This is a genomic window from Nocardia sp. NPDC003345 (genome assembly GCF_053589395.1).
Genome location: NZ_JBSFRU010000090.1, coordinates 1 through 19,693 on the forward strand (window position 1 = coordinate 1; position 19,693 = coordinate 19,693).

Genomic DNA, 19,693 nt, shown 5'->3' on the forward strand with positions numbered 1-19,693 from the left:
AGACAAGTCGTGATGGTGGAACGTGAAACCCCGGGGATGGTGTGCTCCTCTACATCGGATCAGCCGAGATCCGCTCGTACGCTGCGCGGCACCGGCCCGGAAACGAACGGTCGAATCATGGTCTGATAGCAGCCTGGTCAGCAGCGGAGAGTCGTTTGTCGGCCAGTTCGCGTAGATATGCGGCGGTTCTATCGTCGCCGGGAAAGTATGCCTCGACCGCGACCTCGTCGAGGGTGATGTCGAAGGCCGCGCCGAAGGTCGTGACCGTACTGAAGAGCATGAGCTCCGTGCCGCGGTGACGCAGCTGGATGGGCAGTGCGATATCCGCGACATCCGGGTCGGCGATGACCGGGGCGGCGTAGGACCCCAACTCCTCGAACAGCGTCGTGAGGGCAGGGTCGCCGGTGGCCATGACCCGGCGCGCCAAGCGCGGCAGCAGGAACGCACGGACCTGTTCGAGATTGCCGAGGCGGTTACCGAGACCACGAGGGTGAAGCGCGAGTCGCATCATGTTGACCGGCGGCCCGAGCAGGTCGGGTTCGACGCAGTCGAAGAACACCTCGACGCAGGTGTTGGCCTGCACGAGATTCCATTGCTGATCCACCGCAAGCGCCGGGTAGGGCTCGTGCAGGTGCAGGACCCGCTGTACCGCCTCGCGTGCCCGGCGCAACGCGGGATCTGTCCAGGCGCGGCGCGCGAACTCGGGAGCATGTCCGGCGGCGACCAGCATCCGGTTACGTTCTCGGAGCGGAATGTGCAGTTGTCCGGCGAGATGCAGCACCATGGCCCGGCTGGGCACCGTGCGCCCGGTTTCCACAAAACTGATATGCCGGGCCGATACCCCGGCCTGAATGGCCAGGTCGAGCTGGCTCAACTTCCGTCGGAGCCGCCATTCCCGCAGCAGCGCGCCGACCGGACGTTCACCGTTCATCGGCCCAGTATCATCACCCGCGGGCCCCGCCGCCATGACATGACTGGTAATCGACAGCACGGCCGGGCGCAGGGCACGCTCGGCGCATGACGAACGACAATTCGACATTGCGTAACAAAGAACTGGTCCAGCATGTCTACTCGGAATTCACGGCGGGAAATATCGAGGTACTGCGCACGGCACTGCACGAGGACTTCCTCGAACACAGCCCCGGGAACCCGTCGGGCAGGGATGCCTTCATCGATTACATCGGCACAGCGCCTGTGGCCGCGTCACGTCTGGAACTGGCGCGCGTGATCGCCGAGGGCGAGTACGTGGTGGTGCACTATCGAATGATCCCGCCGGACGGCGATCCCGATCTGGCGGTGGTGGACATCTGGCGGCTGGCCGATGGCAAGATCGTCGAACATTGGGACACCCTCCAGCAGATCCCCGACGCGGCCCAGATCCCGCACGGAATGTTCTGATCCGAGCCGCCCCCGTACGCATCGGGCTCGAACGGGGGCGGCAGCCGACGGGCCGGCCGCTCCGCGTCCGCGACACCCCCTTCCGGCCTCGCCCCCGAACCCCGGCCGCCTCGGTGCTCAGGCCAGGTGATCCGAGCTCGTCATGGTAGGTCTGTGCGCCTCGCCCAGGAGGGCACACAGAGCCGAGTCGGCGATCCGGCGGAGCTGGGCACGACTGCGGCCGGCCGCGGCCTGGACGGCGATACCGTCGGAGATGGTGTGGACGAGGGCGGCCAAGGCAGCCGGGTCGGAGCCGGGGATCAGGTCGGTTGCCTGTTCGAGCCGTCTGCGCAGCGCCGTCTCGGCGGCCTTTCGTACCCGGACGGCATCCTCGCGTACCGGGCGCGCGTCGGGGCCGCAGGCTTGAACGGTTTTGACGCACAGACAACCGTGGGGTGTGTTCTCGCCTGCGGTCAGGTCCACAGTTCCCCGGATCAGCCGCTCGAGGACTTCGCGGCCGGTCGGCGCGGCCAGGGCGTCCGCGGCGTAGGCGCCGGGGCCCTCGAGGTAGCGGGTCACGACCTTGCCGAACAGTTCCTCCTTGTTGCCGAAGGCGGCGTAGAGGCTCGGCTTGTTGATGCCCATCGCGGCGGTCAGGTCGGTCAGCGAGGTGCCCTCATAACCGTTGCGCCAGAACACTTCCAGCGCGCGGTCGAGGGCGGTGTCGGCGTCGAATGAGCGTGGGCGTCCGCCGGCCATGCCGTCCTCCATCTCTCCACATTTTTTACCTATCGGTACATTACCTCTTGTGCGACGAAGGCGCGCCACCTAGTTTTGTACCGTCAGGTATACAACTAAGGAGTGGCGCACATGATCCGAGTCGGAGTCGTCGGAGCGAGTGGCTGGGCGGCCACCTCGCACCTGCCCGCGCTGGCCGCGCTGGAGGAATTCGCCGTGACCGCGGTCGCAACCACCAGACACACCAGCGCGAATCGGGTTGCGGCAGCGTACGAAGTCCGGCACGCGTTCGCCGACGCGGCTCCACTCGTCGCGCACCCCGAGGTCGACCTGGTGGTGGTCTCGGTGAAGGCTTCCGGGCATGCCGCCGTGATCAGGGCGGCGCTCGACGCCGGCAAACATGTCGTGTCCGAATGGCCGCTGGGTATCGACGCGGACGAAGCGGACGAGCTGACCAGGGCCGCGGCAGACGCCGGAGTCGTGCACGCGGTCGTCCTGCAGGGCCATCACTCGCCGAGCGCCCACTTCGTCGCGGACCTGCTGGCCGACGGCCGGATCGGCACGCTCGAATCGGTCGCACTGACGGCGGAAGGTGCCCCCTTCGGCGGCAGCCGGATTTGGCCGGACCTGGAGTTCAGCCTGCAGCCTTCGGGGGGCACGACCATCCTGACCATCATGGCCGGCCACTTCCTGGCCACACTCGAACGAGTCGCGGGCGCACTGACCGAAGTCTCCGCCCGGCTTCCCCGGACCCACGACCACGTGCTCATCACCGGGACGGACCGGACCGAACTCAACGCCACGCCCAGCCATGTCCTGCTACACGGCCAACTCACCAACGGCGCCACGGCCTCCGTCGCCGTACACGGAGGCAACGGACCCGCCCGGTACGGTTTCCACCTGGAGCTCGTCGGCAGCGACGCAACCTTGACCGCCACACCCACCCGGCCCGGGACATTCATCCACTGGGGCGACTGGGACATCCGGATCGGCGACCAGACCCTGACTGTGCCCGACACCTACCGCACCGTCCCCGCCGGCATCCGGTCCGGCCCACCGGCCAATATCGCAGCCCTCTACCAGGAGGTCGCCCGAGCCATCACCGAAACCCAGCAACCGCACCCCAGCTTCGAGACCGGCCTGCGTCACCACCGGCTCCTCACCGCCATCGAACAGTCGGCGGCCGCTGGAACCGTTCGGCACATCTCGTAGCCAGATGCAGCGCCGTCATCGAGCCGGCGGGGGCTATTCCCGGCCGGGAACCTCGCCCTTGACATCGTCGTAGCCGACCGCACCGGGCGCCTCGGTCGGCGAGTAGACAACGCGAATCACACCTGTGGGGAACGTCTCTGTTGCCGTCACCTTCAAGTGGTAGGGCACATTGCCGTCGTCGAACAGCTTGCTGCCCTTACGCGCCGCCACCGGGTGCACCAGCAGACGCAGCTCATCGACCAACCCTGCGGCGAGGAGCTGCTGCACCACAGAGATCGAACCGGGGATGAGGATGCCCGCAATGCCGGTATCGGCTTTGAGCGCGGCCACGGCATCGAGCAGATCACCCTCCATCAGCTCCGAGTTGCGCCAGGAGAACTTCAGCGGCCGGCGTGAGACCACAACCTTGCGCATGTCACCGAGTTGTTTCGCGAACGGCGCGTCGTCCCCACCCGCCGCCTCGCGGTCGGGCCATGCCCCCGCGAAACTGTCGTAGGTCTCACGACCGATCAGCAGTACATCGGCAGTGTCGTAGTCTTCGCTGACGGCGCGGCCCATATTCTCGTCGAAGTACGGGTAGTGCCAGGCAGCATCGATTTCGGCCACGCCGTCGACGGAGACGAACAGCGTAGAGATGACCTTTGCCATGGGGATGATCCTTTCGAGTCGCGCGATATCGACAGGTAGACGGGAGTAGCGATCAGAACTGATCGGCCTGCCGCAGAGAATTTAGACGCAAGCCGGCAGCCGCAGCTCCCCCATCAGCGGTTGCCCGTATCGTCCGCAAGATTGCTCCCACGCCGCCGGTCAGGATCTCCGGCTCGGTGATTACGGTCCGAACCATCGGGCCGGGCTGCTTACCGGATCCGAAGTCGCAACGCGGCGAAGAACACCGGCCTGCCCGCCTCCGCGAACGGGGCCGAGAGCACCGAGGACCGCCGCCGCGCGATCGTCGAAGCGGTGCGCCACCTTCTGTGAGCACACGCCGTGCCTTGCCCGCGGATAGTTCGATAGGGCGGGCGAGGAGGATCTCCCGTTCACCGGGAAATCGTCGCGGAGCGCTGCCGGACCGGCCATAGTGTCCCAGCTCACAGCTACAGTCCCGAAGGAGTTTTGATGCGTGTGCTGAAATCTCGCCTGGTCGCGATCATCGCGGCGTTCGTCACGGTGGGAGCGCTCACCGCGACCGGCGGCGGTGGCGCGGTCGCCGCACCGAATACCGGCAGTTCGTTCGGACCGACGGATATGACGCTCACCTTTGTCCGGCACGCCGAATCGGCGGGCAACGCCTCCGGCCTGATCGACACTTCCGTCCCCGGTCCCGGCCTGACCGACAAGGGCCGCGGGCAGGCCGTCGCGGTCGCCGGGTTCCTGTCCGACTGCGATTTCGACGCCGTGTACGCCTCGACAATGGTCCGGACCCAGCAGACGGCGGAGCCGACCGCACGACAGTGCGATCATCGCACTGTCGTCGAGGAGGGCTTCCACGAGATCGAGGCAGGCATCTACGAGGGCACACCGGAGGCGGAAGCCCGCGACAGTTACTTCGCCGCACCGGTCCAGTGGATGCAGGGCAACCTGGACGCCCGCATCCCCGGGTCGATCGACGGCCACGAATTCAAGAAGCGCATGGACGATTCCATCCAGGACATCCAGGACCGCGGCGACGACCGTGCGGTGATCTTCTCCCACGGCGGCGCCATCATGGTGTGGACGCTGATGTCGGTCTCCGATCCGGACCTGAGCAAATTGCAGACCGATCCCCTGCACAACACCGGCCGGGTGGTTGTGAAGGGCAGCCCGGCGAAGGGCTGGGAGCTCGTCTCGTGGGACGGTCATTCCGTCGCCTGATCCCGAGGCTCGAGGGCTTCGGCCGGGATGACCCGGGCCGGCGTGGATACCGCGCCGGCCCGCCGGGCGAGTGTGCTCGTTCCCGCGCGTCCCAGCGGTGTGGTTCCCGCACGCGCCGAACAGGTGTGAGATATATGGGCGACCGGCGCGAACTATCGCCGATCGCGCCGAGCGATGGTTCTCGTCGCCGGGACGAGGAACAGCGCGAGAATCGTCGGCAGGCTCAATGCGAGTGCGAGCCCGGTATGGCCGCCGGCCGCAAGACCGAGTCCGCCCAGCACCGACCCCGCGAACACTCCCAGGCTCATCCCGGCCGCGTTCAGGCTGAACGCGGTCGCGGACAGATCGCCGCTGCGGCGGGCGACGGATGTGGTGATCTGGGCGGCCACCACCGCATGCCCGAACCCCATCAGGGCGGTCGCGGCCAGCGCGGACAGCAGCGCGGTGGTGTGGAAAACTCCGAGCACCGCGAGCAGCGCACCGAGCAGACCTGCCGTGAGCACGGTCTCGGGGCGACGGCCGAGCACCGAATCGGGATCGCGGACCCACCTGCCCGTCAGGTAGTTGCCGAGGAAGAACGACGCGCCGCTCAGGGTCCACACCAGAGTGAATGTCGTTGCCGTGAGGTCGAACCGGTCGTGATAGAACACCGCCAGGAACGCCAGGTACCCCATGAACGAGGTGGTCCGTAGTCCGGCGACAGCGATGAGCGCGAGCAGGTCCGGCCGCGCCCGCACCGCCCGAAACGACGCCGCGTATCCGAGCGGAGCCGACAGCACCGCCGCGTTCCCGCGCGATCGGCCGCGCAGGAACCCCAGGGCGACCAGCACACTCACCGCCGCCGTGATCCACAACGCACCCTGCCAGCCGTGCCACGACCCCATCACGCCGATGACCGGCCCGGCGCATACCGCGGCGAGCGTCTGGATCGCGGTGACCATGGTCGCCGCCCGGCCGATGTTCGCGGGGCCGGAGAACCGCGCGGTGGCCAGGGTCAGCAGGGCCGGGGTCAGCAGCGCCGTCGCGATACCGATGCCCAGGCAGAAGACGATGAGCGCGGCGACGCTCCCGGTGGTGGCCAGCAGGCTCGCCGCGGCGAGCAGGACCAGCGCCGCGACCGCCACGTACTGTTTGGACCATCGGGCCAGCAACGGCGCCAACGCGATTCCCGCCACCAGCGCGGCCAGGCCGCCCAGCCCGCGCAGGAATCCGATCCCCGACTCCGGTGCGCCTGCGGTGGCCGCGATCGGCACCAGGAAGGTGGAGTAGATCGTGAACGGGAAGAGGCCGGTGATCGCGGCGATCAGCACCGGCCACAGCGCGGCGACCATCCTGGAATCGGATATCGGGCGCTCATCGGCCGTTTCGGGTCGGGGTGTCCGCGACGTGTCCGCCGCGCCGCCGGGTGAGGGCACCGGATCGTCGATCATCCGGCCGCCACATGGTCACGCAGATAGGCGGCGAACTTCTCCAGTCCGTCGATATTGCGCGGGCTGGAAATGGCTTCGTTGTAGTCCAGGACGAAGAACTTGTTGCCGGCCACAGCGGGCAGCGAGGCGGTGGCGGGGTTGTTCTTCAGGAAATCGATCTTCTCCTGGGCGGGGGCGTCCTGGTACTCCAGGATGATGATGACCTCCGGCGCGGATTCCACGACGGCCTCCCAGCTCACCTCGGTCCAGCGTGCGTCGACCTCGGCGAAAACATTCTCCCCGCCCGCGAACCCGATGATGTCAGTGGGCGGCACCTGGCCCGCGGCAGTGAAGGGTTTGTCGGTTCCCGAGTCGTAGAGGAATACCTTGACCGGCTTCCCGGCCGGGGCCTGCTCTTGGACCCGGGTTACGCGGTCACGGTAGCCGGCGATCAGATCGGCCGCGCGCTGTTCGACACCGAAGATCTGGCCCAGCCGCTCGAGATCGGTATAGAGGCCCTCGAAGGGCGTGTGCCGCTCGGGGAAACCCGGATAGTTGAAACAGGATTCGGCGTGCATGAAGCTCTGGATGCCGAGGGTGTCGAGGATCTCGGGGGTGATACCGCGGGAATCGGAGAATCCCGAGTTCCACCCGGCGACCACGAAATCGGCTTTCGCGTCGACCACGAGTTCCCGGTTGAGCAGATCGTCGCTGAGGAATTCGACCTTCTCGTAATCGGCCGCCCACGGGGACTCGCTGACCGGCGGATTCGCCGGCGGTAGCACATAGCCGTGCACATGGTCGGCCAGGCCGAGCGCGAACATCTTGTCGGCGCTGCCCCCTTCGTAGACCACCGCGCGCTGCGGCACCGTGTACTCGACTGCCTCGCCGCAACGCTGCACCGTGGTGCGGCGCCCGGCATCGCCGGTCTGGTCGACCTGCGCCCCGCACGCGGAGAGCAGGAATGCGCCGGCTGCCAGGACAACAGCACCGCGATAGCGCGGCGAGATGGTATTCGGTTTCATCGGGTCGGCTCTTTCGTGATCGTGTCCGTCGTGGATGCGGGCCGGTTTCCGCCCGGCAGTGTGTAGAGGATCTGCGGTGCGCCGGTCAGCGGATGTTCGACGACGGCGATATCGACCCCGAACACCGCCGCGATCCGTTGCGCGGTCAGCACCTCCGGCGGCGGCCCCACCGCCACCAGCCGCCCGCCGGCGAGCACCCCGATCCGATCGCAGGCCGCGGCGGCGAGATTCAGATCGTGGAGCACGACCAGTACCGTCGGCGCGGCGGTCCGCAGCAATCCGAGCAATTCGATCTGATGCCGCAGGTCGAGGTGATTGGTTGGTTCGTCCAGAATGAGGACGCGCGGCTGCTGGACGAGCGCCCGCGCGACGAGCACGCGCTGCCGTTCACCGCCGGAGAGGCCGAGGATGCCGCGGTGCGCCAGATGCGCGATATCCATCTGCGCCATAGCCGCCCGGCACAGGTCACGTTCGGCCGCGGTGAGCGGCTGGTTCCCGTATTTGAACGGCGCCCGGCCCAGTGCGACGACCTCGGCGACGGTGAAATCGAATTCGGTGCCGCTTTCCTGGGTCAGCGCCGCGATCCGCTGCGCCGATTCCCGCCGCGACAGCTCCGCGAGATCCTGCTCACCGATCCGGATGGTGCCGCCGCTGGGCACGAGTGCGCGATACAGACAGCGCAGAATCGTCGATTTCCCGGACCCGTTGGGCCCGATCAGCCCGACCACTTCGCCCGGCGCCGCTTCGAGGTCCACACCCCCGACGATCTCGCGGCCGTCGATCGTCACCGCGAGATCAGCTATCCGCACCTGCACTATGCGCCTCCGAAAGCATAGCCCCGACGGCGCATCAGGACGATGAACACCGGAACGCCGATCAGCGCGGTCAACACCCCGATCGGGAGTTCGCGGGGCGCGGCGACGGTCCGCGCGAGCAGATCCACCCACACGGTCAGGATCGCGCCCGCGAGCGGCGCGATCAGCAGCAACCGCGCGTGCCCCGCCCCCGCGACCATGCGGGTGATATGCGGAATGATCAGCCCGACGAAACCGATGGTGCCGCTCACGGCGACCATCGCCCCGGTCATGATCGCGGTCGTCGCGAACAGGCCGCGGCGGGCACCGGCCGTATCCACCCCGAGGCTCGCGGCGGTTTCGTCGCCGAGGGACATGATGTCCAGCACCCGGCTGTACCGGAACAGCACCGCGCCACCCACCACCGAGATCGCCGCCACCACTGGTAGCGAGCCCCAGGTCGCGGCGCCGAACGAGCCCATTGTCCAGAACAACACGGTGCTGGTGGCCTCACTGCCGGGAGCGAAATAGATCAGCACGCTCATCATGGCCTGGAATCCGAACGCCAGCGCCACCCCGGTCAGCACCAACCGCAGCGGCGTCACGCCCATGCGACGGTAGGCCACCGTGTATACCAGCGCGGTCGCGCCCAGCGCGCCGAGGAAGGCGCCCGCCGAAACGGCGTAGATACCCAGACCCGCCAAGGCCCCGAACAGCGACACCGATACCGCCCCCACCGACGCACCGGAGGAGACGCCGAGAATGTAGGGATCGGCCAGGGAGTTGCGGACCAGTGCCTGGATCACCGCACCGGCGATGCTCAGCCCGGCGCCGACCACGGCGGCGAGAAGCACTCGCGGCGTGCGGATCTGCCAGACGATCTGGTACCGGGTCACCTCGTCGGCTGCCACGGTGCCGTTGGTCACCGAGGCCCACAGAAACCGGGCGGTCTCGGCGGGCGGGATCGACGCGGACCCGAGCCCGATCGCTATCGGTACGGATATTGCGAGGACGACCGCCAGCACGGCGACCAGTGCCGCGGTCCCGGTCCGGGTCTGCCACCGTCGCACGCGATCTGGAACGACCACTGCCCCCGGCCGGGGGTCAACCGCGTGATTCGCCGCCAACTCGTACACTTCCACTCAGCTATTAGTTTTGATAATCATTACCATTTGAGTGGAAAGGTGACAACCCGCGGCCCCACGACCAGGAACTACCGAGCGCCGCTATGACGGCGGGCGTATATCGGCCCACCCGGGAGCAGATGCCGGTTCACCAGCTTGCGCCAACGCCGTTGGCGGTACCGGAAGATCCCCGCGACGAAGGGCGCGAGCAGCGATGTCGGCACTCCGGCGTCGAATTCGATCGTGTCCGAATAGCGGCAACGATCCGCACCGATCGCGCGGACCTGCAACGTGTGGTTCCAGGTCGAGAGGATGCCGCCGTGCTCGTGGGTCCGGATGGTCGTGGTGGCGTCGTCGATCTCGACGACCTCGATGGTGTGGCGATAGGCGGGAAAGATATGGAACGCCCACAGCCGGGCCGTTCCGCATTCACCGACCCGGAACCGCTCGACGCGCCCCGCGAGCGCGGGAACACCGAACAACCCCCGGCACACATAGAGGAACGTCGCGGGCGAGAGCATCGCGTCCCATACTCGTTCCGCCGCGGTCGGCAATTCGGTCTGCAGGGCAATGGTGCACATCGAGGCTCCCGTGTGATGATGTTCCCGCTGGTCACTCCGATTCTGCGGCGCCCCGGAAGCGCCGACTACTCGCATTCGAGAGGTAGCGATCCATTACCCCGACCGACCGGTTCCGGCCCCGTAAACAGCCGAAACAGCAGCGCGCCGCCCAGACCCGGCAGTGGATCCTCGACGCCGCTGCTCACGTTTTCTCCGAGTACGGCTACGCCGCGGGGACCACGAACCGTATCGCCGACCGCGCGGGCGTCTCCATCGGATCGCTCTACCAGTACTTCCCCAACAAGGACTCGATCCTGCACGCATTGATGGACGCGCATTTCGACGCCGGATCGCAGCTGCTCACCGAGCGCCTCGCGGCGGGCGTCCCGCCCGGACTCGAGGATCTGCTCCGCCTGTTCATCCGGGCCACGATCGACAATCACCGCGACGACCCACGCCTGCACCGAGTGTTGTTCGAGGAGGCGCCCCGGGCCCCACAGCTCCTGGCCCGCCTGCACGAAGCCGAGGAGTTCTCCGTCGCCACGGCAGCACACATGCTGGCGAACCACCCCGAGGTCGCCGTCGCCGATACCACCCTGAGCGCACGGATCGTGGTCGCCACCGTGGAGTCGCTGGTCCACCGGCTCGTCACCGCGCCGGATCCCGTCCCGCCGGAGACGTTGGAGGATGAGATGGTCGTCCTCCTCACGTCCTATCTGACGAAGCCCGCCGGCCCACCGCGCTGATGGGCCACGCCGGAGGGATCAGGCGTGCTCGTGCAGGGCGCCCCACTCGGGGAAAGGGTCGGCGTACCTCTCCCACGCCTTCGCGCCTTCCGCGTATTCGACGTCGGTCAGCAGCGCGTCCTCGAGTTGCGCCCGCAGCCCGTCGCGGTCCAGTTTCACCCCGATGAACACCACCTCCTGACCCGGCGCCATATCGAGCGAGGACCACCACCCGGCCGGTTCGAAGGTCAGATTCGGGCCCGCCTGCGACCACAGCGCCGCCACCTCAGACCGCGTGGCGATCCAGCAGAATCCTTTGCTGCGCAACACCCTTCGCAATCCACCGAGGACGTCTGCCAGCCGCTGTGGATGAAAGGGACGATCAGCGGTGAAGGTGAGACTGCTGATGCCGTATTCCTCGGTTTCGGGAACATGCGTCCCGGCCAGCTCGTCCTGCCAGCCCTCGGCCGTCGCCGCCGCGACCGGATCGTAGCGACCCGTCCCCAGCACCTTGTCCAGCGCGACGACCCCGTTCCGGATGCGGAGGACCTCGGCGCGGGGATTCATCCGGCGCACCATGGTCTCGACCGCGCCCGCCAGCGGTTCACCGACCAGATCGGTTTTGTTGATGAGTACGACATCGGCGAACTCCACCTGATCCGAGAGCAGATCGGCGATACCGCGTTCATCGCCCTCGCCGGCCTGCAGATCGCGCGAGGCCAGCGATTCGCCCTTGGAAACCTCGGTCAGGAAGGTGGAGGCGTCCACCACGGTCACCATGGTGTCCAATCGGGCCAATTCACCGAGCGAGAAGCCGTCCTCGAATTCCCATTCGAAGGTCGCCGCCACCGGCATGGGCTCGGAGATCCCGGTGGATTCGATCACCAGCTGGTCGAATCGGTTCTCCCGGGCCAGGCGCCCGACCGCCTCGATCAGATCTTCGCGCAGGGTGCAGCAGATGCATCCGTTGGTCAGTTCGACCAGTTTCTCTTCCGTCCGGTCGAGGTGTCCCTGCCCGGCCACGAGCGCGGCGTCGATATTGACCTCGCTCATATCGTTCACGATCACCGCGACCCGGCGGCCCTCCCGGTTGGCGAGGATGTGATTGAGCAGGGTCGTCTTTCCGGCACCGAGGAAGCCGGAGAGCACGGTGACGGGCAGCTGGGACGCGACGGTAGCAGTCATAAGCAAATGATAACCGTTTTCATTAGTGGCTCGTGTCGGGGGCTCCCACGATCCACACCCATCGTGCCGCCCGCGCGCTGCGTACCGAGCCATCCCGGGCTGGTTATGCTGAGCGCGATGGACGCGACACCTGCGGCACCCCCACGACGCCGGTGGCCCGGCCGATTCGAGATCACCTCGGTTCACGCGCTGGCCGCGATCCTGCTTCTCGGCCTATTCGCCACCCCCCTGCTCACCCGAATCGGTAACGCCTCCACGAAATTCCAGGCCGCCACCACGATCTTCGTCAGCGTGTTCGTCCAGGCCGTACCGTTTCTGGTGCTCGGGGTGCTGGTGAGCGGGGCGATCGCCGCGTTCGTCTCGCCCGCCCTGCTGCAGCGGGTGCTGCCGAACAGTACGACCGGTGCGATCTGCGTCGCCGGTGTTGCCGGGATGGCGGTACCGGGATGCGAATGCGGTTCCGTTCCCGCCTCTCGACGGCTCATCGACCACGGTGCGCCGAGTTCGGCGGCCCTGACCTTCATGCTCGCGGCACCGGCAGTCAACCCGGTCGTGCTGGTGGCGACCGCCGTCGCCTTCACCGGCGAACCGGCCATGGTCGCCGCCCGCTTCACCGGATCACTCGCCACCGCGTTGATCACCGGAGCGATCTGGGCGCGGATCGGGCGGCCGGAATGGCTGACCCCGCGACCGGTGCGGCACTCTCACGACACCGACGGCACGAAATGGAGCGTGTTCACCGAAGCCGCCCGGCACGACCTCCTGCAAGCGGGGTCGTTCCTGGTCCTCGGCGCCGCCGCGGCGACCGCGCTGCGCCTACTGGTGCCGCCGTCGGTCTACGACACACTCACCGGAAATATCGCGCTCGCGATCGTCGTATGCGCTTTCCTCGCAGTGATTCTCGCGCTGTGCTCGGAAGCCGACGCCTTCGTCGCGGCCAGTATGTCCGCCCTGCCGCTGCTGCCCCGGCTGGTCTTCCTCGTGGTCGGCCCGGCGATCGATGTCAAACTGTTCGCCATGCAGGTCGGTAGTTTCGGGCGGCCGTTCGCGCTCCGGTTCGCACCGCTGACCCTGCTGGTCGCCGTCGTCTGCGGGACCGTCGCGGGCCTGGTCTTCCTGGGAGGTGTGCGGTGAGGCGCGAGGCGCAGAACCTGTTGCTGATCGTGGTCGGTGCCACCATCGTCAAGATCACGCTGGACGGCAGTTACCTCCGGTACGTGAAAGCCTCGCTGTACCCGTATCTGCTGCTCAGTGGAGGCGTGATCGTCTTGCTCGGGCTCGTCGCCATAGCCCGCGATATCCGTGCGGGCCGCGCGGTCGCCGACCCGCACGGCGAGTCGGGCCGGCCGTACTGGATGCTGCTGGTGCCCGCCGCAGTACTGCTGTTCCTCGCGCCGCCCGCGTTGAGCACCGGAGCCATCCCCTCGGCCGACCCCGGACTCGTCTCCGCCACCGCCGCCCCACGACGGCCTCTCCCACCGGTCACCGAAGGCACCTCGACGATGCCGCTGCGGGAACTCGTACTGCGCGCCCACAGATCTCCGGACACGCTGCGAAACCGCACCGTCGGCACCGCGGGGTTCGCGCTACCCAACGAGGCCGGAACCGGTTTCGACCTCGGCCAGCTGGCGATCGCCTGCTGCGCCGCCGACGGACAACTCCTCATCCTCCACCTGGACGGCCCCCTGCCCGCGGGAATTTCCGAGGGAACCTGGCTGTCGGTGACCGGCAGGGTCACCATCGGCCGCACCGACCCCGCCGCCCCGGCCTGGCCGACGATGATCGTCGACGAGGCCCGTCAGATCGAGCCGCCCAAGATCACTTACGGTTACTGAGGATTCACCGGTTCTCGACCGGCTCGTAGCGGGTGTGACCCCGCCGGCGGTTTCCCGATGCCCCGGCCGGACCCATGACGACCAGATCGAAGACCCCGGCCGGGACGTCGTGCAGACCACTCATCCCACGGTGTCGCCCTGCTCGTCCCGGCGGACGACGGGCACAGATCTCCATGATGCAGTCGTAGCCGGGATCGCCGGTCGCGGCGGGGCATTCGCCTCGGTCAGCAGTACGGCGGGAATCGGTCAGGTGTACATCGACGGCCTGCACGGCTGAACCGGCAACCGGGCGCCGCCGAGGAACGAGCCGGGGGACACCCGCATCAGGGCGCGGAACTCGGCGTTCATATGGGATTGGTCGTAGTAGCCGGCCCCGGCCGCCAATTGCGACGACGGCGAAGTTCCGAGACGTGCCACGAGTCGCCGCACCCGGTCGATCCGGGTGTAGTGCTTGGGCGAGACGCCGATCCCGGCACCGAAGAGGTTCCGAAGCTGACGTTCGCTCACCGACAAAACATGGGCCAGCGTGGGAATACTCGCCGCACCCGGCCGGGCCGATACGGAATCGACTGCGGTCCGGAGCAGGCGCCGGTGCTGCCGCTGGGTCGGAGTCTCCCGGATGCGTTGTGGTAGCCGCTGTTCGAGATAGGGGAACAGCTCCCCTGGACCGAGCTCTACCAGGTCGGCGGCGAGCTGCGCGGCAGGCCCCGGCAGATCGGCCAGGCGGACGACCCGATCGGTCAGATCTCCGGCGGCCACCCCGAGCAGCGGGCCGGTGGCGCCCGGAGCGAGCCGCAGCCGCAGACAGCCCAGCGGTTTGTCCGCCGCGGCATACATCGCTCTCGTCCGTGGCCCCAGTACGAGGGCGTCGCGCGGGCCGTGGTCCTCGGTGCGTAGCACGATCATGGTGGCGGCCTCGGGGATATGCGCGAAGGGCACGCGGGCGTTCCGCACGGTCGGAATGCGGCCGAGTTCGGTGAGCCAGGGGCGCAGGGTTCCGGGGGCGGGTGCGGTGGTCTCGACGAGATCGCTGGTCACGAGCGACTGGGTGCGCGGCATGGTCACTCTTCGACTGTATGCAGGTCAGGGCGAATGCGCTGTGCCGAAATCTCCTATCGGCCCGGACTGCGGGAACGGCACGATGCAGCGATGATCGTGATTACCGGTGCCACGGGCACCATCGGCGGCGAACTCGTCCGTAACCTGACATCGCGCGGCGCGAAAGTCCGTGCCGTCACCAGGAATCCGGAGGTGACCGCGTTCCCGGGCGGGGTGGAAGTCGCCCGCGGGGACTTGGCGGACGTCCGGGAGATGGAAGTCGCGCTGGCGGGCGCCGAAGCAGTTTTCGTCCTCGGCGTGCTCGGCCCGGAGTATATCGACGCGGATCGGGCGCTGATCCGGGCCGCCCGGGATGCCGGGGTACGCCGCATCGTGAAACTGTCCGCGATCGGCACCGGCGATCCCGAGCTGGGCCGGGTCGGTACCTGGCATCTGCCAGGGGAAGAGGCGGTCCGGGACAGCGGCGTCGACTGGACCGTGCTGAGACCCAGCTCCTTCGCCTCGAACACCCTCAGCTGGGCGCCCGCCATCCAGGCCGGCCGCCCCGTCTCGAACTTGACCGGGTCGGGTGCGCAGGGCGTGGTCGATCCCCGTGACGTCTCCGCGGTCGCGGCGGAGGCACTGCTGTCCGCCGCGCACTCCGGTCGCGTCTACACCTTGACCGGCCCCGAACTGCTCACCACACACGACCAGGCCGCCACCCTGGCGGCCGCGCTCGGGTATCCGGTCGAGGTCACCGATATCGGCGCGGACACAGCCCGCGAACATATGCTCGCCGCCGGAGCCACCACGGAATTCGCCGACGGCGCGCTCGCCGGCCAGGCATTCGTGGCGGCCGGCGGCAACGCGGTGCTGACCGATGATGTGGCCGCGGTGCTCGGCCGGCCGGCGCGAACCTACGCGGAGTGGGTCGATGACCACGTCGCGGCATTCGCCCGGGAACCGGCGGTGGGCGACTGGCGGGCGTACTGAACCCCGCCCGATTGCCCGCGGAGGTGAACAGCATCCGGACGAGCGAGTCCGCGACCTCACCGGTGGGCCGGATCACCGCGGGCGCAGCCAACTCGCCGCGGGTGCGTGAGAGTCTCAGGGCCGATCCTGCGGCGGCACGTCGACAGGCACCGCGAGGGTGGTGGTCGCGTTGCGACCGCGCAAAGTCACCGTTTCGGCCATCCGCCACCGGTCGGCCTCCACCGCGCCGGCCGACTCGACGGCGGCGGCCGAGGCCAGCAGCCGGCCGGGTGTCGACTTGGCCAGTTCGGTCAACCGGGCGGCCTGGTTCACTGCGTCGCCGATCACCGTGTATTCGAAGCGCCGCTGGTCGCCGACGTTGCCCGCGACCACGTGACCGGTCGCCACTCCGACGCCGGCGACGGCGTCGGCGAGTTCCTCGGGTAGTCGCCGCGCGATCGCGCGGGCGGCGGCCAGCGCGTGGGTGGCGTGGTCGGGCATCGATACGGGAGCGCCGAAAACAGCGAGGGCGGCGTCGCCGACGAATTTGTTGATCAGGCCGCCGCGGGCGTCCACCTCGTCGACGATCACGGTGAAGAAGGTATTGAGCAGGTCGACCACCGCGGTGGGCGATCGGGTCTCCGCCAGCGACGTCGACCCGACGAGGTCGACGAACAGCACCGATACCTCCGATACCGTCCCGCCCAGCCTGATATCGCCCGGTTCGCCGCTACCTGTCAGGGCGGCCTCGGCGACCTCCCGGCCCACATGGCGACCGAACATATCGCGGATGCGTTCACGTTCCCGCAGGCCGCGAGCCATACGATTGAACCCGTTCTGGAGCTGCCCGAGTTCGGACCCGTCGTAGACGGGGATTTCGATGTCCCAGTCGCCCCGGCCCACCCGGTCCATTCCGTGGCGTACCGATTCGAGCGGGGCGACGACAGCCCGCACGGTGAACACGGTGAGCAGCGACCCGAAAACCAGCACCACACCACCGAGCACCACCACGGTCGTCGCCAGCCGGTTCACCTCCACCCCGCCGCGCAGCAGCACCAGCAGTGCGAATGCGATCAAACCGGTCGTCGGAACCCCGGTACCCAGACCCCAGAACGCGAGCATTCGTGTCTGCACCCCGCCCGGGCGGCGCGCGGTCATCTCGTCGGCGGCGAGAGCCCGCGCCGCGACCGGACGGAGCGCGAACTGACTGAGCAGGTAGGCGTTCGCGCACACCACGGTGCCGGCCAAGGCGATGGTCGGGGCCACGGTGACCAGCAGCGTCGGCTGCGTGACCCCGAACAGGATGCCGAACACCAGCACCGCACCCGCCCACAACCCACCCTGCACAGCGGTCAGTTCGCGGGGCACACGCAACGACCGGGCGCGCTCGGCGGCGGTGGGTTGCCGGTCGGCCAGCGCCCAGCGCAACACGCGCAGCGCCCGCCGGGTACCCCACCACCCTCCGAGTACCAACCCGAACACCACATAGACCAGCGCCGCCACCAGGCTGAGCGTCAGCGTGGACCCCGTCGGGCGGGCGCCCGGGATGACCACGTTCAGCAGGACGACCACCACCACCGCGCCGATGACATTCGTCGCCATCAACAGCACGGTGAGCAGTAGCTGGACACGGATCCGCAGAATCGGTACGGATTGGTCGGCCGATCCGAGCAATCGCGACCCGAAGGGCTCGGCCGATCGCTCGTCCACCTCGGGATCCATCCCGTGCACCTCCTCACGGCTCGGCCACCGTTTCGCGGATAAACGTATCCGAGTCTCGGCGGTCGCGACCGGCGCCCGGGCGTCCGGAGGCCGCGGCTGGGATCGGCGCCAATTACCCGCCTGTTTCTTTGTGAAGTCGTGCAGTGCACGGCCGATCCCCGCCGCACGGCAGTACAACGGCAACCCCGAGCGGTCTCCACCCGGCTCGCCGAATTCGACGCGAGTGCCTGAGCCATGTCATCGCGCCGGCCAGTATTGACGGCCAATTAGTTTTGTTGCAAAACTATGTGGCATGAGGATTGTCATCGCCGGTGCGGGAATCGGTGGCCTCACGGCGGCGTTGAGCCTGCACGCGGCGGGCTTCCGGGATATCACGGTGCACGAGCGCAGCACCGACCTGCGGCCGCTGGGCGTGGGCATCAATCTCCTCCCCCATGCCATGCGTGAGCTCGCCGAACTCGGCCTCGGTGAGCGGATCGCGGCCCTGGGCGTCGCGCCGGGCACGCTGGCCTACTACAACCGGCACGGGCAGGAGATCTGGAAAGAACCACGCGGCCTCGACGCGGGCTACCGATGGCCGCAGGTCTCCGTGCACCGCGGGCGGCTGCAACTGGAATTGCTGGCCGCCGTCCGGGAACGAGTGGGCACGAACGCCGTCCACACCGGCCACCGGCTGGTTTCGGCCGAAACGTCCGGTCTCGCCCGGTTCGAGACCCCGGCAGGCGAGGTCACGGCCGAGGCGGACGTGGTCATCGGGGCCGACGGCATCCGGTCGGCGCTACGCCACCTGCACCGGCCGGACGAGGGCGAACCGGTGTGGAACGGCCTGACACTGTGGCGGGGCGTCACCCGGCGACCCGGATTCCTCGACGGTCGCACGATGATCATGGCCGGGGACGACGAGCGCAAGTTCGTCGCCTATCCGATCGGCGACGAGATCAACTTCATCGCCGAACGCCGGACCGGCGGCTCCGATACCGGGTACGCCGAGTGGAATCGCGCGGTCGACCCGGCACCGATCGTCGAAGCGTTCCGGGAGTGGCGCTTCCCGTGGCTGGACGTTCCGGACCTGATCGCCGGCGCCGCGGAAATCCTCGAATATCCCATGGTCGACCGGGATCCGCTGGAGCGGTGGACCTATGGCCGGACCACGCTCCTCGGCGACGCGGCCCATCCGATGTATCCGAACGGCTCCAACGGAGCATCCCAGGCGGTTCTCGACGCGCGCACCCTCGCCTTTCACCTCGCGACCGCGGCGTCGATCGAACATGCCCTGGCGGCCTACGAGCGCGACCGCCGCCCGGCGACGACGAAATTGGTACTCAGCAATCGGCAGCAGGGACCCGAGCGGGTCATGGTGCTCGCCCGCGAACGTGCACCCGAAGGGTTCGCACATATCCACGATGTCATGTCACCGGAAGAACTCACCTATATCGCCACCGGGTACAAGAAGGCCGCCGGATTCGACCCGGCAGCGCTCACGGCACGCTCCTCTCTGACTCCACCGGCGGCCGCCCGCTCGCTCTCGGAGCCCGCCGGATGACGGCGCCCGATCCGGCACGGCTGGCGGCGGTGATCTCGCCGCTGCGCCGGACGCTGCTCAACGCCGCCCGGGCCGCCGCGGAACTTCCCGAGATACCGGATGCGCAGATCGAGATCATCCGGGCCCTCCCACCGGGAGAGGTCACCACGCCGGCGGAACTCGCGCACCGGCTCGGTTTGAGCCGTCCGACGGTCAGCAACCTGCTCACCGCACTCGAGGCGAGCGGGTTGATCGAACGCCGGCCCGGCTCCGGTGACCGCCGCCGCATCGAAGTACTGACCACCACGCGCGCTCACGACCTGTTCGCCCGATTCGATATCGCCAGCGGCGCACTCGTCGAGAAGGCCACGGCGACACTGGCACCCGCGGACCGGGACGCGCTCGCGGCCGCGGTGCCCGCTCTCGAGCGGCTGCGGGAAGCCCTCTGGCGCCTCGACCACCCGAAAGAATCCGAATGACCACTCTCCGTCAGCGCCTCTCGCGCTGGATACAAGCCCGCACGATCCGAGGGCTCGCGCCCGGTCCGTTCGACATCACCGTGCGCAAAGGACTCCGCGTGCCGATGGACGACGGCGTCGAACTC

Annotated in this window: 20 protein-coding genes; 9 read left to right on the forward strand and 11 right to left on the reverse strand. The window is 68.2% G+C overall.

Translation table 11 applies throughout. From position 1 onward, the window contains the following. Positions 1-115: 115 nt before the first annotated feature. Positions 116-931, reverse strand: a complete 816-nt coding sequence (locus ACWDU1_RS12925) for a helix-turn-helix domain-containing protein (RefSeq protein WP_449998214.1) — start codon at positions 929-931, stop codon at positions 116-118. 86 nt (positions 932-1,017) lie between these two features. Between ACWDU1_RS12925 and ACWDU1_RS12930 the strand changes: the two genes are divergently transcribed. Continuing rightward, entirely contained in the window at positions 1,018-1,398 is a 381-nt protein-coding gene (locus ACWDU1_RS12930) for a nuclear transport factor 2 family protein (protein WP_449998216.1), read from the forward strand. A gap of 117 nt (positions 1,399-1,515) precedes the next feature. Here the strand turns inward: ACWDU1_RS12930 and ACWDU1_RS12935 are convergent, their stop codons facing one another. Next, positions 1,516-2,148: a TetR/AcrR family transcriptional regulator gene (locus tag ACWDU1_RS12935; RefSeq protein ID WP_449998218.1), complete on the reverse strand. Its 633-nt coding sequence runs from the start codon at positions 2,146-2,148 to the stop codon at positions 1,516-1,518. 99 nt (positions 2,149-2,247) lie between these two features. On the opposite strand from ACWDU1_RS12935, the gene ACWDU1_RS12940 reads away from it, so the two are divergent. Next, the gene (locus ACWDU1_RS12940; protein ID WP_449998220.1) at positions 2,248-3,327 is read left to right on the forward strand and encodes a Gfo/Idh/MocA family protein; all 1,080 of its coding nucleotides are present in this window, start codon (positions 2,248-2,250) and stop codon (positions 3,325-3,327) included. A 33-nt stretch (positions 3,328-3,360) separates the two neighbouring features. Here ACWDU1_RS12940 and ACWDU1_RS12945 read toward each other — a convergent pair whose 3' ends face one another. Then, positions 3,361-3,975, reverse strand: a complete 615-nt coding sequence (locus tag ACWDU1_RS12945; RefSeq protein ID WP_449998222.1) for a dihydrofolate reductase family protein — start codon at positions 3,973-3,975, stop codon at positions 3,361-3,363. 468 nt (positions 3,976-4,443) lie between these two features. Between ACWDU1_RS12945 and ACWDU1_RS12950 the strand changes: the two genes are divergently transcribed. Further along, positions 4,444-5,178, forward strand: a complete 735-nt coding sequence (locus ACWDU1_RS12950) for a histidine phosphatase family protein (RefSeq protein WP_449998224.1) — start codon at positions 4,444-4,446, stop codon at positions 5,176-5,178. Between the two features lie 152 nt (positions 5,179-5,330). Here ACWDU1_RS12950 and ACWDU1_RS12955 read toward each other — a convergent pair whose 3' ends face one another. From ACWDU1_RS12955 to ACWDU1_RS12975, 5 genes are all read right to left on the reverse strand, one after another. Beyond that, positions 5,331-6,509 carry an MFS transporter gene (locus ACWDU1_RS12955; protein ID WP_449998225.1) on the reverse strand — a complete coding sequence of 393 codons (1,179 nt, stop codon included), beginning with the start codon at positions 6,507-6,509 and terminating at the stop codon, positions 5,331-5,333. 95 nt (positions 6,510-6,604) lie between these two features. Then, positions 6,605-7,612 (reverse strand): ABC transporter substrate-binding protein, encoded by a 1,008-nt coding sequence (locus ACWDU1_RS12960; protein WP_449998227.1) that lies wholly within the window; start codon positions 7,610-7,612, stop codon positions 6,605-6,607. After that, on the reverse strand, positions 7,609-8,421 hold the full coding sequence (locus tag ACWDU1_RS12965; protein ID WP_449998228.1) for an ABC transporter ATP-binding protein: 813 nt from the start codon (positions 8,419-8,421) through the stop codon (positions 7,609-7,611). The genes ACWDU1_RS12960 and ACWDU1_RS12965 overlap by 4 nt, the downstream gene beginning before the upstream one ends. Before the next feature lie 5 nt (positions 8,422-8,426). Next, positions 8,427-9,476: a FecCD family ABC transporter permease gene (locus ACWDU1_RS12970; RefSeq protein WP_449998230.1), complete on the reverse strand. Its 1,050-nt coding sequence runs from the start codon at positions 9,474-9,476 to the stop codon at positions 8,427-8,429. A gap of 143 nt (positions 9,477-9,619) precedes the next feature. Then, positions 9,620-10,111: a hypothetical protein gene (locus ACWDU1_RS12975; RefSeq protein ID WP_449998231.1), complete on the reverse strand. Its 492-nt coding sequence runs from the start codon at positions 10,109-10,111 to the stop codon at positions 9,620-9,622. Positions 10,112-10,203: 92 nt separating this feature from the next. Here ACWDU1_RS12975 and ACWDU1_RS12980 point away from each other — a divergent pair, with 92 nt between their 5' ends. Continuing rightward, complete coding sequence (locus ACWDU1_RS12980) at positions 10,204-10,836, forward strand: TetR/AcrR family transcriptional regulator (protein WP_449998243.1); 633 nt, start codon at positions 10,204-10,206, stop codon at positions 10,834-10,836. Between the two features lie 18 nt (positions 10,837-10,854). On the opposite strand, the gene ACWDU1_RS12985 is transcribed toward ACWDU1_RS12980, so the two are convergent. Continuing rightward, positions 10,855-12,000, reverse strand: a complete 1,146-nt coding sequence (locus ACWDU1_RS12985) for a GTP-binding protein (RefSeq protein ID WP_449998232.1) — start codon at positions 11,998-12,000, stop codon at positions 10,855-10,857. A gap of 117 nt (positions 12,001-12,117) precedes the next feature. Here ACWDU1_RS12985 and ACWDU1_RS12990 point away from each other — a divergent pair, with 117 nt between their 5' ends. Beyond that, positions 12,118-13,134, forward strand: coding sequence for a permease (locus ACWDU1_RS12990; protein WP_449998234.1), 1,017 nt, complete (start codon positions 12,118-12,120; stop codon positions 13,132-13,134). Next, a complete protein-coding gene (locus tag ACWDU1_RS12995; RefSeq protein WP_449998236.1) occupies positions 13,131-13,835 on the forward strand; it encodes a TIGR03943 family putative permease subunit in 705 nt (234 codons plus the stop codon). Before ACWDU1_RS12990 ends, ACWDU1_RS12995 begins: the two co-directional genes overlap by 4 nt. A 246-nt stretch (positions 13,836-14,081) precedes the next feature. On the opposite strand, the gene ACWDU1_RS13000 is transcribed toward ACWDU1_RS12995, so the two are convergent. Further along, complete coding sequence (locus ACWDU1_RS13000) at positions 14,082-14,894, reverse strand: helix-turn-helix domain-containing protein (protein ID WP_449998244.1); 813 nt, start codon at positions 14,892-14,894, stop codon at positions 14,082-14,084. 90 nt (positions 14,895-14,984) lie between these two features. Between ACWDU1_RS13000 and ACWDU1_RS13005 the strand changes: the two genes are divergently transcribed. Then, the gene (locus ACWDU1_RS13005) at positions 14,985-15,866 is read left to right on the forward strand and encodes an NAD(P)H-binding protein (protein ID WP_449998237.1); all 882 of its coding nucleotides are present in this window, start codon (positions 14,985-14,987) and stop codon (positions 15,864-15,866) included. A gap of 114 nt (positions 15,867-15,980) precedes the next feature. Here the strand turns inward: ACWDU1_RS13005 and ACWDU1_RS13010 are convergent, their stop codons facing one another. Further along, positions 15,981-17,567, reverse strand: coding sequence for an adenylate/guanylate cyclase domain-containing protein (locus ACWDU1_RS13010; RefSeq protein WP_449998239.1), 1,587 nt, complete (start codon positions 17,565-17,567; stop codon positions 15,981-15,983). A 292-nt stretch (positions 17,568-17,859) separates the two neighbouring features. On the opposite strand from ACWDU1_RS13010, the gene ACWDU1_RS13015 reads away from it, so the two are divergent. Together ACWDU1_RS13015 and ACWDU1_RS13020 are read left to right on the forward strand one after the other, a co-directional pair. Beyond that, positions 17,860-19,110 carry a flavin-dependent oxidoreductase gene (locus tag ACWDU1_RS13015; RefSeq protein ID WP_449998240.1) on the forward strand — a complete coding sequence of 417 codons (1,251 nt, stop codon included), beginning with the start codon at positions 17,860-17,862 and terminating at the stop codon, positions 19,108-19,110. Continuing rightward, positions 19,107-19,568 (forward strand): MarR family winged helix-turn-helix transcriptional regulator, encoded by a 462-nt coding sequence (locus ACWDU1_RS13020; protein WP_449998242.1) that lies wholly within the window; start codon positions 19,107-19,109, stop codon positions 19,566-19,568. The genes ACWDU1_RS13015 and ACWDU1_RS13020 overlap by 4 nt, the downstream gene beginning before the upstream one ends. Positions 19,569-19,693 lie beyond the last annotated feature (125 nt).